General features: G+C 71.1%; 12 protein-coding genes. 10 read left to right on the forward strand and 2 right to left on the reverse strand.

What is annotated here, in order from left to right:
• Positions 1-12 precede the first annotated feature (12 nt).
• Genes ACPEH2_RS00780 through ACPEH2_RS00790 form a run of 3 tightly spaced genes read left to right on the forward strand, consistent with a single transcriptional unit; the run spans position 13 to position 2,955 of the window.
• A complete protein-coding gene (locus ACPEH2_RS00780; protein WP_366214060.1) occupies positions 13-669 on the forward strand; it encodes a response regulator transcription factor in 657 nt (218 codons plus the stop codon).
• On the forward strand, positions 659-1,873 hold the full coding sequence (locus tag ACPEH2_RS00785) for a sensor histidine kinase (RefSeq protein ID WP_423718023.1): 1,215 nt from the start codon (positions 659-661) through the stop codon (positions 1,871-1,873). Before ACPEH2_RS00780 ends, ACPEH2_RS00785 begins: the two co-directional genes overlap by 11 nt.
• Positions 1,870-2,955 (forward strand): hypothetical protein, encoded by a 1,086-nt coding sequence (locus tag ACPEH2_RS00790; RefSeq protein WP_423718024.1) that lies wholly within the window; start codon positions 1,870-1,872, stop codon positions 2,953-2,955. Before ACPEH2_RS00785 ends, ACPEH2_RS00790 begins: the two co-directional genes overlap by 4 nt.
• Before the next feature lie 217 nt (positions 2,956-3,172).
• On the opposite strand, the gene ACPEH2_RS00795 is transcribed toward ACPEH2_RS00790, so the two are convergent.
• The gene (locus ACPEH2_RS00795; protein WP_253036102.1) at positions 3,173-3,403 is read right to left on the reverse strand and encodes an acyl-CoA carboxylase subunit epsilon; all 231 of its coding nucleotides are present in this window, start codon (positions 3,401-3,403) and stop codon (positions 3,173-3,175) included.
• Positions 3,400-4,989 (reverse strand): acyl-CoA carboxylase subunit beta, encoded by a 1,590-nt coding sequence (locus tag ACPEH2_RS00800; RefSeq protein ID WP_423718025.1) that lies wholly within the window; start codon positions 4,987-4,989, stop codon positions 3,400-3,402. Before ACPEH2_RS00800 ends, ACPEH2_RS00795 begins: the two co-directional genes overlap by 4 nt.
• Before the next feature lie 139 nt (positions 4,990-5,128).
• Between ACPEH2_RS00800 and ACPEH2_RS00805 the strand changes: the two genes are divergently transcribed.
• From ACPEH2_RS00805 to ACPEH2_RS00835, 7 genes are all read left to right on the forward strand, one after another.
• A complete protein-coding gene (locus ACPEH2_RS00805; RefSeq protein WP_423718026.1) occupies positions 5,129-5,911 on the forward strand; it encodes a biotin--[acetyl-CoA-carboxylase] ligase in 783 nt (260 codons plus the stop codon).
• 51 nt (positions 5,912-5,962) lie between these two features.
• Positions 5,963-6,517, forward strand: a complete 555-nt coding sequence (locus tag ACPEH2_RS00810; RefSeq protein ID WP_253036104.1) for a PH domain-containing protein — start codon at positions 5,963-5,965, stop codon at positions 6,515-6,517.
• Positions 6,518-6,572: 55 nt separating this feature from the next.
• Positions 6,573-7,700 (forward strand): 5-(carboxyamino)imidazole ribonucleotide synthase, encoded by a 1,128-nt coding sequence (locus tag ACPEH2_RS00815; protein WP_253036105.1) that lies wholly within the window; start codon positions 6,573-6,575, stop codon positions 7,698-7,700.
• A 97-nt stretch (positions 7,701-7,797) separates the two neighbouring features.
• Entirely contained in the window at positions 7,798-8,265 is a 468-nt protein-coding gene (purE, locus tag ACPEH2_RS00820) for a 5-(carboxyamino)imidazole ribonucleotide mutase (protein WP_253036107.1), read from the forward strand.
• Positions 8,266-8,290: 25 nt separating this feature from the next.
• Entirely contained in the window at positions 8,291-9,745 is a 1,455-nt protein-coding gene (locus ACPEH2_RS00825; RefSeq protein WP_423718027.1) for an LCP family protein, read from the forward strand.
• 19 nt (positions 9,746-9,764) lie between these two features.
• Positions 9,765-10,874 (forward strand): glycosyltransferase, encoded by a 1,110-nt coding sequence (locus tag ACPEH2_RS00830; protein ID WP_423718028.1) that lies wholly within the window; start codon positions 9,765-9,767, stop codon positions 10,872-10,874.
• Between the two features lie 89 nt (positions 10,875-10,963).
• On the forward strand, positions 10,964-14,059 hold the full coding sequence (locus ACPEH2_RS00835; protein WP_423718029.1) for an SH3 domain-containing protein: 3,096 nt from the start codon (positions 10,964-10,966) through the stop codon (positions 14,057-14,059).
• Positions 14,060-14,098: the final 39 nt, after the last annotated feature.

Here is a 14,098-nt window from a genome sequence, read left to right on the forward strand (position 1 = left end):
TAGGGTGAGCGCATGATCCGCGTCGCCTTGATCGACGACCACGAATCCGTGCGTCTCGGCCTCGAGGCCGCGTGCAGCCGCACGGACCACCTGCGCGTCGTCTTCTCGGGCGAGAGCGTGGCCGCCTACCTCGATCGGCGGACGCTCACGCAGGAGAACCCCGCGGACGTCGTCGTCCTCGACCTCATGCTCGGGGACGGGGCCACCGTGACCGAGAACGTGACCCGCCTCGTCCACGACGGCTCGCCGGTCATCATCCACAGCGTGGCCGATCGCCCGGCCGCCGTCCGCGAGGCGCTGGTCGCGGGGGCTGCGGGCGTGGTGAGCAAGGCGTCGCGCATCGACGACGTCATCGCGGCGATCGACACGGTCGCCCGCGGTCATGCGCTCGACAACGTCGAGTGGGCGTCCGCCGTCGACGGCGACCGGGCCTTCGCCGACGCGCAGCTCTCCTCGCGCGAGCGCGACGTGCTGCGTCTGTACGCCGCCGGCCTGCCCCTCAAAACGGTCGCCGAGCGACTCGGGGTGGCCTACTCGACGGCGAAGGAGAACATCACCCGCGTCCGCGTGAAGTACGTGGAGGTCGGTCGGCCCGCCCCCACGAAGGTGGACCTGCTGCGGCGCGCGATGGAGGACGGCCTGGTCGCGGAGGAACCCGGTGGCAGCTGAGGTCGCACCGGCGGGAACGCTGACGATCCCGCCCGACTCGACCTTCTTCTCCCGCGAGAGGGTCGAGCGCATCCTCGCGCTCGTCGTCTCGGTGGGATGCGCCATCCTGGGCTTCCAGTCCCTGTTCCACGCGATCGGTTCCACGCAGGAGACGCCGATGTGGAACCTCGTGCTCAGCGTCGTCACCTTCGGCCCGCTGGCGCTCATGATCGCCGCCGGCGTCGCCGGACGCTTCTACCGGGCGCCCGCCGCCGTCTTCGCGATCGTGTTCCCGCTCGTCCTGGTCGTCTGGCCGCTCGCGACCGCGGGGCGAGAGGGCGGCGCGGCGGCGGAGCCCTGGATCTGGTACCTCCTCAACGTCGCGACGGTGGCGACCGCCCTCGTCTTCCCGCTGCGGTTGCAGTACGTGTGGTGCGGCCTCGTCCCGGTCCTCTACGGGGTCGTCCGACTGATCCAGATCGGTGTGGACGGCGCGAGCGTCATCCTCGTCTCGCGTCAGGTGGTCTACGCGATCATCCTCGCCGTCGTCATGATCATGATCGGGTGGATGCTGCGCCTGCTCGCCGAGCGCCTCGATCGCACCCGCGAGGAGGCGGTCCGTTCGTACGCGGCGGCGGCCGCCGCCGACGCGGTGGAGCAGGAGCGGATCTCGGTCGCCGCCCTCATGCACGACAGCGTGCTCGCCGCGCTCATCGCTGCCGAGCGCGCCTCGACGCCGCGCGAGCGCGATCTCGCCGTGGGCATGGCACGTGACGCGCTCACCCGCCTCGCCAACGCCGACCGGGAAGCCGAGGAGGGCCCGGACGAGCCGGTCGACCCGGCGTTCATCGTCGACGGGTTGCGCCGGGCGGCCGCGGAACACGATCTCGACCTCGACCTGCGCGTCACCGTCGATCCGCGGGCTCCGCGGCTTCCGGGACGGGTCGCACGCGCCCTCGTCCTCGCTGCCGATCAGGCGATCGTCAACGCCGTCGAACACGCCGACGCGGTCGGACTGCACGTCGACGTGAGCGCCGACGACCGTCGGGTCATCGTCCGGGTCGTCGACGCGGGCACGGGCTTCGACGTCCAAGCCGTCCCCGAGGACCGCCTGGGCATCAGCGGCTCGATCGTCGCCCGCACCGCGGCGGTGGGCGGGCAGGCGCTCGTGCGCAGCTCGCGCCGGGGCACCGTGGCCGAACTGCGCTGGGAGTACCCGCGATGAACGTGCGCGTCCAGACGGGACTCTCGATCGTCGCGGTCGTCTTCACCGCCTACCTCGCCGTCGGCGGACTCGTGTGGACCGCGCCGGTGGCGCAGCCGGCGCTGTTCATCGCCGCCCTGTCGCTGTACCTCGTCACGACCTGGCTCTGCGTGTTCTGGGGCTTCACGCCGCGGTCGGCTCCGACGGCGACGGCTCCGGTCGCGGCGGACGCGGACGGCCTTCCGCGCGGTGCCTCGCTGCCGCTGTGGCTGTGCCTGCTGGTTCTCGGCACGGCGGTCGTCGTGCCGTTTGCGACCTGGGCGGCGGTCGGCGAGGATCTCCGTCGCGCGACCTTCGCCACGTGGAGCCTCGGCGGCATCGGGGCGCTCCTGACGATCGTCGTCGTCCGTCGCCGACCGCTCGTGGCGTGGATCGGTGTGGTCCTGCTCGGGGTGTCGTCGTCGTTCTGGATCGGCATCCTCGATTCCCTCGCCCTCGGACTCGTCGGCGCCGCCGTCTGGGTCGTCGCCGCGCAGCTCCTGACGCGTCTGGTCGACCGGGCGGCCGTCGACACGGCGGAACTCACCGGCATCCAGCGCCGCTCCTTCGAGTGGCTCGCGAGCCAGGAGGGCCGTCGCCGGGAGCGTCGCGTCCGCGTGCAGCAGGCACTCGCGGTCGCCGGCCCCATCCTCATCCGCACGATCGAGTCCGACGGCGACCTCGAGCCCGACGAGCGCGAGCGGGCGCGGCTGGCGGAGGGATCCCTGCGTGACGAGCTGCGCGGGCCGCGCCTGCTCGACGAGGCCGTGCGTGCGCGGCTGCAGGAGGCGCGGCTGCGCGGCAGCACCGTCACCGTCCTCGATGAGGGGGGATTGGATGCCGCCGGCCCGGCCGCGCTCGATCGCATCCGGGCCGAGCTCGCCGACGCCCTCCGCGGCGCCTCGTCGGAGCGGATCTACATCCGCACGTCGCCGCACCCTCGCGTCGCGGTCACGGTCGTGGGCCGGTCCCGCCGACGCGACGACCCGGACGGCGACGAGGTCGTCGACCTCTGGCACGAGATCGCCCATCCGCGCCCGGTGGTAGATCGCCCGGCGTCCTGACGGCACCGCGCCGAGAGGACGCGCCGAAAAGAAGAGGCGAGGGGCGGCGAAGCCGCCCGCCCCTCGCCATGCGAGTGGTTACCCGAAAACCGACCCGCACATGTCGATCCGCGCTCTGAGGGATACGAATCGACAGAACGCAGAAGCGTTCCAGCGCTATTAGTCTCTCTGATCGCGAAAAGCGTGTCTGTAGGTACTTTGGGGGACAAATCGGGCGTCAGCCCGCCCACCGGCCCCACGGCACGTCGCGACGCAGATCGTTCCCGACGCCGCGGGCCGAGATCCGCCACGCCGACACGGTCGGCTCGTCCGCGACCGCGGTGCTCGCCTCCTGGGCCAGCGACTCGCTGACGACGGCGATCACCGCGGCGATCTCCTCGGGAGTCGCCGAACCGCGCCGCACCTGGAGGTGCGTCGCATCCGGGCGTGCGTCGTCCGACTCGCTCACAGCGGAATGTTCCCGTGCTTCTTGGCCGGCTGGCTCGCCCGCTTGCCGCGGAGGGCGCGCAGCGCCTTCGCGACGGCGACGCGGGTCTGCGCCGGCTCGATGATCCCGTCGAGCTCACCGCGTTCGGCGGCGAGGAAGGGGGAGGCGACGTTGTACGTGTACTCGTTGGCGAGGCGGGTGCGCACAGCGGCGACGTCCTCGCCGGCTTCCTCGGCGCGCTTGATCTCGCCGCGGTACAGGATGTTGACCGCACCCTGACCGCCCATGACGGCGATCTCGGCGGTCGGCCACGCGAGGTTGATGTCGGCGCCGAGCTGCTTGGAGCCCATCACGATGTACGCGCCGCCGTAGGCCTTGCGGAGGATCACGGTGACGAGCGGGACGGTCGCCTCCGCATAGGCGTAGAGCAGCTTCGCGCCGCGACGGATGACGCCGGTCCACTCCTGGTCGGTGCCGGGGAGGTAGCCGGGGACGTCGACGAGGGTGAGGATCGGGATCGAGAACGCGTCGCAGAACCGGACGAACCTGCTCGCCTTCTCGCCCGCGTCGATGTTGAGCGTTCCCGCCATCTGCGACGGCTGGTTCGCGATGATGCCGACCGTCCGCCCCTCGATGCGACCGAAGCCGATGACGATGTTCGGTGCGAACAGCGGCTGGACCTCGAGGAAGTCGCCCGCGTCGACGATGTGCGAGATGACCTGGTGGATGTCGTAGGGCTGGTTGGGGGAGTCCGGGATGACCGTGTTGAGGACGCGATCGGAGTCGGTCGTTTCGAACTCGAAGCCGGACTCGTACCCCGGGGCATCCGACATGTTGTTGTCGGGCAGGAAGCTGATGAGGGTGCGCGCGTAGTCGATCGCGTCGTCCTCGTCCTCGGCGAGGTAGTGCGCGACACCCGACCGGGTGTTGTGGGTGTGCGCGCCGCCGAGCTCCTCCATGCCGACGTCCTCGCCGGTGACGGTCTTGATGACATCGGGGCCGGTGACGAACATCTGGCTCGTCTTGTCGACCATGATCACGAAGTCGGTGAGGGCGGGGGAGTAGACCGCGCCGCCGGCGGCGGGTCCCATGATCAGCGAGATCTGCGGGATGACGCCCGAGGCCGCGGTGTTCAGGCGGAAGATCTCGCCGTACTTGCCGAGCGCGACCACACCCTCCTGGATGCGCGCGCCGCCGGAGTCGAGGATGCCGATGATCGGGATGCCGCTGCGCAGCGCCAACTCCATGACCTTGATGATCTTCTCGCCGGCCACCTCGCCGAGCGATCCGCCGAAGGTCGTGAAGTCCTGCGAGTACACCGCGACCGTGCGGCCGTGGATCGTGCCGGTCCCCGTGACGACCGAATCGCCGTAGGGGCGGGAGCGGTCCATGCCGAAGGCGGTCGTCCGGTGCCGGACGTACTCGTCGAGTTCGACGAAGGAGCCCGGGTCGACGAGCAGTTCGATCCGCTGGCGGGCGGTGAGCTTCCCCTTCGCGCCCTGCTTGGCGCGGGCGGTCTCCTCGGCGGAGACGACGGCTTCTTCATAGCGGGCACGGAGGTCGGCGATCTTGCCGGCGGTCGTGAAGAGGTCGGGCTGATCGGTCACGCGTTCCACCCTAGCGAGCGCGGTCCCGGCGGCGTTGGATACCGGCGACAATCGCCGCGCGGATCCGCTGTGGGATCCCTCAGGATGTCGGCTGTCAAGCCGCCCGGCGCTCGACGCGGCCGCGTCTAGGGTGGGCGGCATGTCGATCCCCGAGAACGGTTATCCCCGCGCCGCCGCGGTCAGCCCCCGCCTCCACGTCGCCCCGAGCGTCGACTCGACCAACAAGAAGCTCCTGAAGGACGCCTTCGACGACCCCGACGGTCATCCGCACCTCTCCGCCGTGGTGACCCGCGACCAGACGGCCGGCCGCGGTCGCCTCGACCGCACGTGGGTCACGCCGCCGGATTCCGCGCTCGCGGTGTCGGTCCTGCTGCGGGTCGAGGCGGTCCCCGTCGCGCAGCGGGGGTGGATCCCCCTCATCGCGGGCGCGGCGATGACCGCGGCCGTCCGGGCGCAGCTGGAGGACCGCGAGGTCGGACTCAAGTGGCCGAACGACGTCCTCGTCGGGGGCCTCAAGATCTGCGGCATCCTCGCCGAGGTCATGCCCGGCGATCCGCACGCCGTCGTGGTGGGAGCGGGCGTCAACACCCGGATGACCGCCGCGGAACTGCCGGTGCCGACCGCCACCTCGTTCGCGGCACTCGGCCGCACCGCCGACGAGGATCAGCTGCTCGCGGACTACCTCACGAGACTCCGCGACGGGATCGCCGACCTCGCCGTGGGCGGCACCGCCGCGGGCCTTGCGACGAAGGCGGTCCGCGACGCGTGCACGACTGTCGGCAGCGACGTCTCCGTCTCCCTTCCCGACGGTTCCTCCCTCATCGGCAGGGCGACCGGCATCGACGATGAGGGGCGACTGGTGGTCGAGGCCGCGGGCGTCGCGCACGTCGTGTCCGCCGGCGACGTCGTGCACGTCCGGTGACGGTGGGCGCGTCGGCGCACCCGGCATCCGTCGTCGCGCCATGATGGTCCCGTGAGCCAGCCGACCGCGTATCCGGGTCGTCCGCGGACGCCCGCTCCGGGTGCCGCCGCACCCGAGCTCGTGATCGCGCGCTTCCGCCGGCACGGACGCCGACTGCTGTGGCCTGCGATCGTGCTCATCGCCGTGGCGGGGACGACGGGCTACGTCAGCGGCAACCTCCCGTCGCCGTGGGAGGACTGGATGCTGTGGGCCGCCGCCGGGCTCGTGGTGCTGCTGCTCGCAGCCGTGCCCTATTTGCGGTGGTTGTCGCACACCTACACCGTGACCACGCGGCGCGTCATCGAGCGGACGGGTCTCGTCCAGCGTCGCCGCGTCGACATCCCGCACGCCCGCGGCTACACCATTTCCGAACGGCGGGGTCCGGTGCAGCGGCTGTGGGGGAGCGGCACCCTGATCCTCGCCAACGGGGTCGACGAACCGGTGCGGCTCGTCGATGTCCCCTCGGTCCGTCTCGTGCACGAGACGCTGTCGGACCAGGTCGAAGTCAGCCAGATCCTCGCCCACCGCGACTCGCACAGCGTCCCGGTCATCGCGACGGACGACTGAGCGTCTGCGGGCGCCCGCCCGGATGCGCGAGAATGTCGGGGTCGGGAGGAGACGCATGGCACTGCAGGTCGGAATCGTCGGAGGCGGTCAGCTCGCGCGGATGATGATCGCGCCCGCTGTGGAACTGGGACTCGGCGTCCGGGTCCTCGCGGAGGAGCCCGGGATGTCCGCCGCTCTCGCGGCGACCGCGGTCGGCGACTACCGCGACCTCGACACCGTCCTCGCGTTCGCGAAGGACGTCGATGTCATCACCTTCGACCACGAGCACGTCCCGCAGGACGTGCTGCGCGGCCTCGTGGACGCCGGTGTCGCCGTACACCCCGGTCCCGACGCGCTCGCCTACGCGCAGGACAAGATCGACATGCGCACGAAGCTCGCCGAGCTCGGTCTGCCGCAGCCCGACTGGGCTGCCGTGACGGATGCCGCGGCCCTCGACGCCTTCATCGCCGACCACGGCGGCCGCGCCGTTGTGAAGACGCCGCGCGGCGGATACGACGGCAAGGGTGTGCGCGTCGTCTCCTCCTCCGCCGAGGCCGCCGACTGGCTCGACCGCCTGGCGGACGGAGCGGCGCTGCTCGCCGAGGAACTCGTCCCCTTCACCCGTGAGCTCGCCCAGCAGGTCGCCCGCCGTCCCTCGGGCGAACTCCTCGTCTACCCGGTCGTCGAGACGGTGCAGCAGGGCGGCGTGTGCGCCGAGGCGATCGCGCCGGCACCGCACTCCGCCGGCCGCCTCGCGGACGTCGCCGCCGAGATCGGCGAGGCGATCGCGACGGGCCTGGGGGTGACGGGCATGCTCGCCGTCGAACTGTTCCAGACCGGCGACGAGCGGCTCCTCGTGAACGAGCTCGCCATGCGTCCGCACAACAGCGGGCACTGGACCCAGGACGGCTCCATCACGAGCCAGTTCGAGCAGCACCTGCGCGCCGTCCTCGACCTGCCGCTGGGCGACACCGCGATGCGCGCACCGCACGCCGTCATGGTCAACATCCTCGGCGGCCCGGCCGAGGGGACCCTCGGTGAGCGGCTCCCCGACGCGCTCGCCGCGCACCCCTCGGCGAAGGTCCACACGTACGGGAAGGACCCCCGCCCCGGGCGCAAAGTCGGGCACGTCAACGTGGCCGGGGACGACCTCGACACGGTCGTCTACGAAGCGCGCGCGGCGGCGGCGTTCTTCCTCGATTGACCCGTGCCGTTCCGGAGTTCTCCAGGCTCGCGCGCCTAGCCTTGATCGGGTGAACAGCCCCCTGCACTCATCGACCGCTCCGCTCATCGGCGTCGTGATGGGATCCGATTCGGACTGGCGTGTGATGTCCGACGCGTCGCAGGCGCTGACCGACTTCGGCATCCCTCACGAGGTCGAGGTGGTGTCCGCCCACCGCACGCCCGACAAGCTGCTGCGCTACGGCCGCGAGGCGCGTGGGCGGGGCCTGCGCGCGATCATCGCCGGTGCCGGCGGCGCGGCGCACCTGCCGGGCATGCTCGCCTCGGTCACGACGCTCCCGGTCATCGGCGTTCCGGTGCAGCTGTCCACCCTCGACGGCCTCGACTCCCTGCTGAGCATCGTGCAGATGCCCGCCGGCATCCCCGTCGCGACGGTCTCGATCAACGGGGCGAAGAACGCGGGCCTGCTCGCCGTGCGCCTGCTCGGCTCGGCCGATCCCGAGGTCGCCGACCGCGTCGCCGCCTACGCCGCCGACCTCGAAGTGCAGGTCGAGGAGAAGAACCGCCGCCTGAAGGACTCCCTGTGAGCCGCCGCCCGGTGGGGGAGCTCCGGTGAGCGTCCTGAGCCCGCCGCGGGCGACCTCGTCGCCCGGCCGTGCTCTCGTCGAAGAGCGTCCGCTCCGCAACCCCGATGCCTCGGCCCCCGGCATGATGTCGCGGCGCGCGTGGTGGCTCGTGGCATCCAACTTCCTCCTTCCCGGGTCCGCGCAGATCCTCGCGGGTGGTCGACGTCTGGGCCGCGTCGGCCTCATCTCGACGATCGTGATGTGGGTGTTCCTCTTCACGACGGTGCTCCTGGCGCTGATGTGGCGCTCGATGCTGACGACCCTCGTCGCATCGTGGTGGACGCTGACCCTCGCGCAGGTGCTGCTCTGGGCGTACGCCGCGCTGTGGGTCGTCCTGACGATCGACACGCTCCGGCTCGCTCGGCTGCGGCGCGTGCCCGGACGCACCCGCGCCGCCGTGTCGATCGTCGCGCTGGTCCTCGCGCTCGTTCCCGCCTCGGCGGCCGCATACACGGCCCAGTCGGTCGTCGCGCCGCTGCGCTCCGGGCTGTCGATCTTCGCCTCCGGCCCGAGCGTGCCCCCGTCGGACGGCTACTACAACTTCCTCCTGCTCGGCGCCGACAGCGGGCAGGGACGCGACTCCATGCGCTTCGACAGCATCTCGGTGGTGTCGGTGAACGCGGACTCCGGCGCGGTGACGATCTTCGGCATCCCGCGCGACCTCCGTCACGTTCCCTTCTCGGACGGACCGATGCGCGACCTGTACCCCGACGGGTTCGAGGGCCACACCTCGTCGACGTGCGGGTGGTCGTCGGGCATCAACCAGCTGATGAACGCCGTCGAGGTGTGCCGCGAGGATCGCGGGGCGGGCCTCTACCCCGATGCCGCCGCGCAGAACTCGACACCGGCCGTCGAAGCGACGAAGGACGCCGCGGAGGGGATCCTCGGCATCGAGATCCCGTACCACGTCTTCATCGACATGCACGGGTTCGCCGACCTCGTCGACGCGCTCGGCGGCGTGAAGATCACGGTCAAGGAACGCCTCCCCGAAGGCCCCGGCCCGCGCTTCGAGGGTCAGCCCGCCGAGGAATGGGCGACCGGATGGATCGAGAAGGGCACCCAGGTCATGGACGGCGAGACCGCGCAGTGGTACGCGCGATCGCGGTACACGACCAGCGACTGGGACCGGATGCGGCGCCAGCGGGAGCTCCAGACCGCGATCCTCGCCCAGGCGACCCCGTCGACGGTCGCGACCCGCTTCAGCGAGGTCGTGGCGGCGGGCAAGAACCTCGTGCAGACCGACATCCCGGAGTCCCTGCTCCCCTTCCTCGTCGATCTCGGCGTGAAGGCGAAGGACCAGAAGGTCCAGGACCTCGAGCTGACGCCGAAGGGGGTCGGCATCGATCCGGAGGACCCCACCGCCGAGGACTGGGCGAAGATCCGCGGCGAGGTCCAGGCGCTCCTGCACCCGCCGACGCCGACACCGACGACCGCGCCGTGAGCGCACAGGGGGAGTTCCGATGACGACCACACTGCGGGTCGTGTTCGACCCGTCCGCTCCCGGCACCGGGCCCGACCTCGCGACTGCCGCCCGGGAGCTGGCCGCCGCGCTCGTCACGACGGCGCCCAGCGGGTGCGAGGTGCGCGCGATCGTCCCCGGCGACGCGGGGGACGACACCCTGGCCGCGCAGGGCGTGGCGGCCGCCGATCGCCTCCCGGTCGGCTCCTCCGCCGCCGCGGCCCTGTGGCGGCGCGGCCTCCGCGCGGGCGCCGGCGACGGTCTCATCCACTCGGCGACGCTCGCGGCGCCGCTCGTGCGCCATGACCGCGTCCACGACCACGACCAGACGGTCGTGACCCTGTGGGACGTCCGTCCGTGGGACCACCCCGACGAGGTGTCGCGAGCGGATGCCGCCTGGGCCCGCGCCATGCTGCGCCGGGCCGTCCGGCACGCCGACGCCGTCGTGGTGCCGACGCACGAGCTCGCCCACCGGGTCGCCGAGCTGGCGCCCCTCGGGGACCGGATCCGGGTGATCGCCGGGGCTCCCGAGAGCGCCCTCCGCGTCCCCAGTGACGAGATCGGGCGTCGGCGCGACCTCGGCCTACCCGAAGGGTACGTCTTGCTGTCGGGGTCGTCGGCGGCATCCGACCGCCTGCGCACCGGTTTCGAGGCCGTCGCGACCTCCGGACGGGACACGGCCGTCGTCGTGATCGACGCGCCCGACGGTCAGGAACCCGCGATCGCCGAGCTCGCCGCCGCGGCGGGCCTGCCCGAGCGACGGGTGCACGTGCGCGGTCACCTCGAGGCGCCCGATCGCGCCGCGGTCCTCGCCGGTGCCGTGGCCCTCCTCGCGCCCTCGGACGGCACCGCCTTCCCCTGGCGGACGCTGGATGCGCTCCGGCTGGGGGTGCCCATCGTGGCCGCCGACAGCGCGACCCACCGCGAACTCCTGCTGGACGGAGCGACCTTCGCGCCGGGCGACGCCGAATCGCTGGGGGACGAGCTCGCCGCGACGCTGGCGTCGACCTCCGCGGTGGAACGACTCGCCGTCCTGTCCGCCGATCGTGGGCGGGCGTTCAGTTGGGCGGGCGCGGCGGAGCGCGTCTGGCAGCTCCACGCCGAGCTCTGAGGTCGTCCGAACGCCGGGCGTCGGCGTGTCGCACAACAGATATCCAGCCCCGACTGGTAACAGGACGTGACTTCAGTAACACTGTTCACATGCGCCTCTCAGTTTCCGTGCCCCGTCGACCCCTGCGGAGCCTCGCGATCCTGTTGGCGACCGTGCTGTCGTTGAGTGTCCTGATGGCCGTCGCGCCCGCGTCGACGGCGACCGCGGCGGACCCCCGCCTCCCGTCCACCATCGAGGACGGCGGGTTCATCATCAGCGACGCCGAGTACTTCAACGGCGGCTCGATGACTGCGGCTCAGGCGCAGACCTTCCTCGAAGCGCGGGTGCCGTCCTGCAAGGCCACGAGCGGACCGACCTGCCTGCGGAACTTCACCGCCGACATCCCCGCGAAGGCGAAGGATGCCTATTGCGCGGCCATCCCCAAGAAGACCAAGGTGCGCGCCGCCGAGATCATCGTGACCGTCGGGAAGGCCTGCGGCCTCAGCCCCAAGGTCATCCTCGTCATGCTCCAGAAGGAGCAGGGCCTGGTCACCTCCACGAAGCCGAGCGAGTGGAGCTATCGGGCGGCGATGGGCATGAACTGCCCCGACACGGCGCCGTGCAGCGCGGCATCCGCGGGGTTCTTCAACCAGGTCTATCTCGGCGCGCGGCAGCAGCAGGTGTACGCGAACAACCCCACGAAGTACGGGTACCGCAAGGGCCAGGTGGCCACGGTCAAGTGGCACCCCAACAGCGCCTGCGGGACGTCGAAGGTCCTCATCAAGAACCAGGCGACCGCCAACCTGTACATCTACACGCCGTACCGTCCGAATATGGCGGCCCTCGCAGCCGGCTACGCGACGGGCGACTCGTGCTCGAGCTACGGCAACCGGAACTTCTACAACTACTACGTCCAGTGGTTCGCCCCCGAGGTGAACCGCTGGGGATCCGGGGCGGCCGCCCGGGTGGACGCGTGCACGGCGCCGAAGACCGCTGACATCGTCCCGGCGTCTTCCGTGGCGACCGTCACGGCCGCCACGACGGCGCGCAAGGCTCCCAGCACGCTGTGTGCGGCGGGCTCGAGCAGCGTGGCGAAGTCCGCGAAGGTGACGGTAACCGGCACGTATGGGTCGTGGGCGCGGGCGACGGTCGGCTCGACGTCGATGTGGATCGCGAAGTCGGCGCTCTCGATCGCGAGCGGCACGCCGGCCGGCAACCCGTGCGCCGTGCCCGCGGAGTCGAGCGTCACGAAGGCCGGTGGGACGATCACCGTCGTCTCGGAGAACCTGCGAGCCCGCAAGGCTCCCTCGCTCGACTGCGCGACCGGCTTCCGCTGGATCACGGCCGGGCAGAAGTACGAGCGCACCGGGATCTACGGCGCGTGGTGGCGCATCCAGGTGGCGGGTTCGACGTACTGGTCGCACAGCGACTACATGACGGTCGAGGAGAAGCCGCCGGCCAAGACGATGTACCTCGCGACGACGACGAACATGACGCCGTCGGTCTCGTCGTCGACGATCCAGGCGACGCTGCGCAAGGGCACGACGGTGAAGGCGCTCTCGGTGTCCGGTGACCGGACCCAGATCACCGTGGGCGGCATGACGGGGTGGGTGTTCTCGTCGAAGCTGTCGACGAAGAACCCCGGTGCCGTCGGCGGTCAGGACCGGCAGGTCATCGCCTCGACACCGCTGCGGGCGACGGCATCCGCCTCGGGAAAGGTGCTCTCGACGCTGAAGGCGGGCACGAAGGTCACGGTGCACGACACCTTCGGCGCTTGGCGCGCGGTGACGGCGGGTTCGACGAAGGGCTGGATGCGCGACGCCGAGCTGCAGGTGATCGCGAAGACGATGTATCTGTCGGCGCCCGACAACGTCGCGTCGTCGGCCACCTCGACCACGATCATGGCGACGCTGCGCAAGGGGACGGCCGTCACCGCGTCGACTGTGTCCGGGAATCGCACGCAGATCACGGTCGACGGGATCACCGGGTGGGTCACCACATCGAAGCTCGTCGCGAAGAACCCCGGCACCGTCGCGGGCCAGGATCGCCAGAGCATCGCATCGACTCCGCTGCGGGCGACGGCGTCGGCGTCGGGCAAGGTGCTCACGACGCTGAAGGCCGGCACGAAGGTCACGATCCACGACGGTTACGGGATCTGGCGCGCGGTCACCGCGGGGTCGACGAAGGGCTGGATGCGGGACTCCGAGCTGAAGGCGGTCTCGGCGCCTCCGACGGCGAAGACGATGTATCTGGCGACGACGACGAACATGACGCCGTCGGTGTCGTCGGCGACGATTCAGGCGACGCTCCGCAAGGGCACGACGGTGAAGGCGCTCTCGGTCTCGGGGGACCGGACGCAGATCACGGTCGACGGGATGACCGGATGGGTGTTCACGTCGAAGCTGTCGACGAAGAACCCCGGTGCGATCTCCGGCCAGGACCGGCAGGTCATCGCGTCCACGCCGCTGCGCGCGACGGCATCCGCTTCGGGCAAGGTCCTCTCGACCCTGAAGGCCGGCGCGAAGGTCACCGTGCACGACACGTTCGGGATCTGGCGCGCCGTCACGGCGGGGTCGACGAGGGGCTGGATGCGGGACTCCGAGCTGAAGGCGGTCTTGGCGCCTCCGGCGGCGAAGACGATGTATCTGGCGACGACGACGAACATGACGCCGTCGGTGTCGTCGAAGGCGATTCAGGCGACGCTCCGCAAGGGCACGACGGTGAAGGCGCTCTCGGTCTCGGGGGACCGGACGCAGATCACGGTCGACGGGATGACCGGATGGGTGTTCACGTCGAAGCTGTCGACGAAGAACCCCGGTGCCGTCGGCGGTCAGGACCGACAGGTCATCGCCTCGACGCCGCTGCGGGCGACGGCATCCGCCTCGGGCAAGGTCCTCTCGACCCTGAAGGCGGGCACGAAGGTCACCGTGCACGACACCTTCGGGATCTGGCGCGCGGTCACGGCCGGATCGACGAAGGGGTGGATGCGGGACTCCGAGCTCAAGAAGCTGACGGCTGCGCCCGCGACCAGCGTGAAGACGACTACGTCGGCGCTCAACCTGCGGCAGACTCCGTCGACGTCGGGCAAGATCCTCGTCGTGATCCCGAAGGGGACCAAGGTCACCACCACCGCATCCTCGGGGATCTGGCGGAAGACGTCGTTCCAGGGCAAGACCGGCTGGGTGAGCAGCGACTTCCTGCGCTGACGCGACACGACCCCGCCGGAGGTCGTTCAGGAACCGTCG

Source organism: Microbacterium sp. NPDC064942 (assembly GCF_049545525.1).
GTDB lineage: Bacteria > Actinomycetota > Actinomycetes > Actinomycetales > Microbacteriaceae > Microbacterium > Microbacterium gawkjiense.

What these genes read in the sequence shown, in the direction of transcription:
- ACPEH2_RS00780 (WP_366214060.1), top strand. Translation starts at nt 13, where the DNA reads ATGATCCGCGTCGCCTTGATCGACGACCACGAATCCGTGCGTCTCGGC.
- ACPEH2_RS00790 (WP_423718024.1), top strand. Translation starts at nt 1,870, where the DNA reads ATGAACGTGCGCGTCCAGACGGGACTCTCGATCGTCGCGGTCGTCTTC.
- ACPEH2_RS00835 (WP_423718029.1), top strand. Translation starts at nt 10,964, where the DNA reads ATGCGCCTCTCAGTTTCCGTGCCCCGTCGACCCCTGCGGAGCCTCGCG.
- ACPEH2_RS00830 (WP_423718028.1), top strand. Translation starts at nt 9,765, where the DNA reads ATGACGACCACACTGCGGGTCGTGTTCGACCCGTCCGCTCCCGGCACC.
- ACPEH2_RS00815 (WP_253036105.1), top strand. Translation starts at nt 6,573, where the DNA reads ATGGCACTGCAGGTCGGAATCGTCGGAGGCGGTCAGCTCGCGCGGATG.
- purE (WP_253036107.1), top strand. Translation starts at nt 7,798, where the DNA reads ATGGGATCCGATTCGGACTGGCGTGTGATGTCCGACGCGTCGCAGGCG.
- ACPEH2_RS00805 (WP_423718026.1), top strand. Translation starts at nt 5,129, where the DNA reads ATGTCGATCCCCGAGAACGGTTATCCCCGCGCCGCCGCGGTCAGCCCC.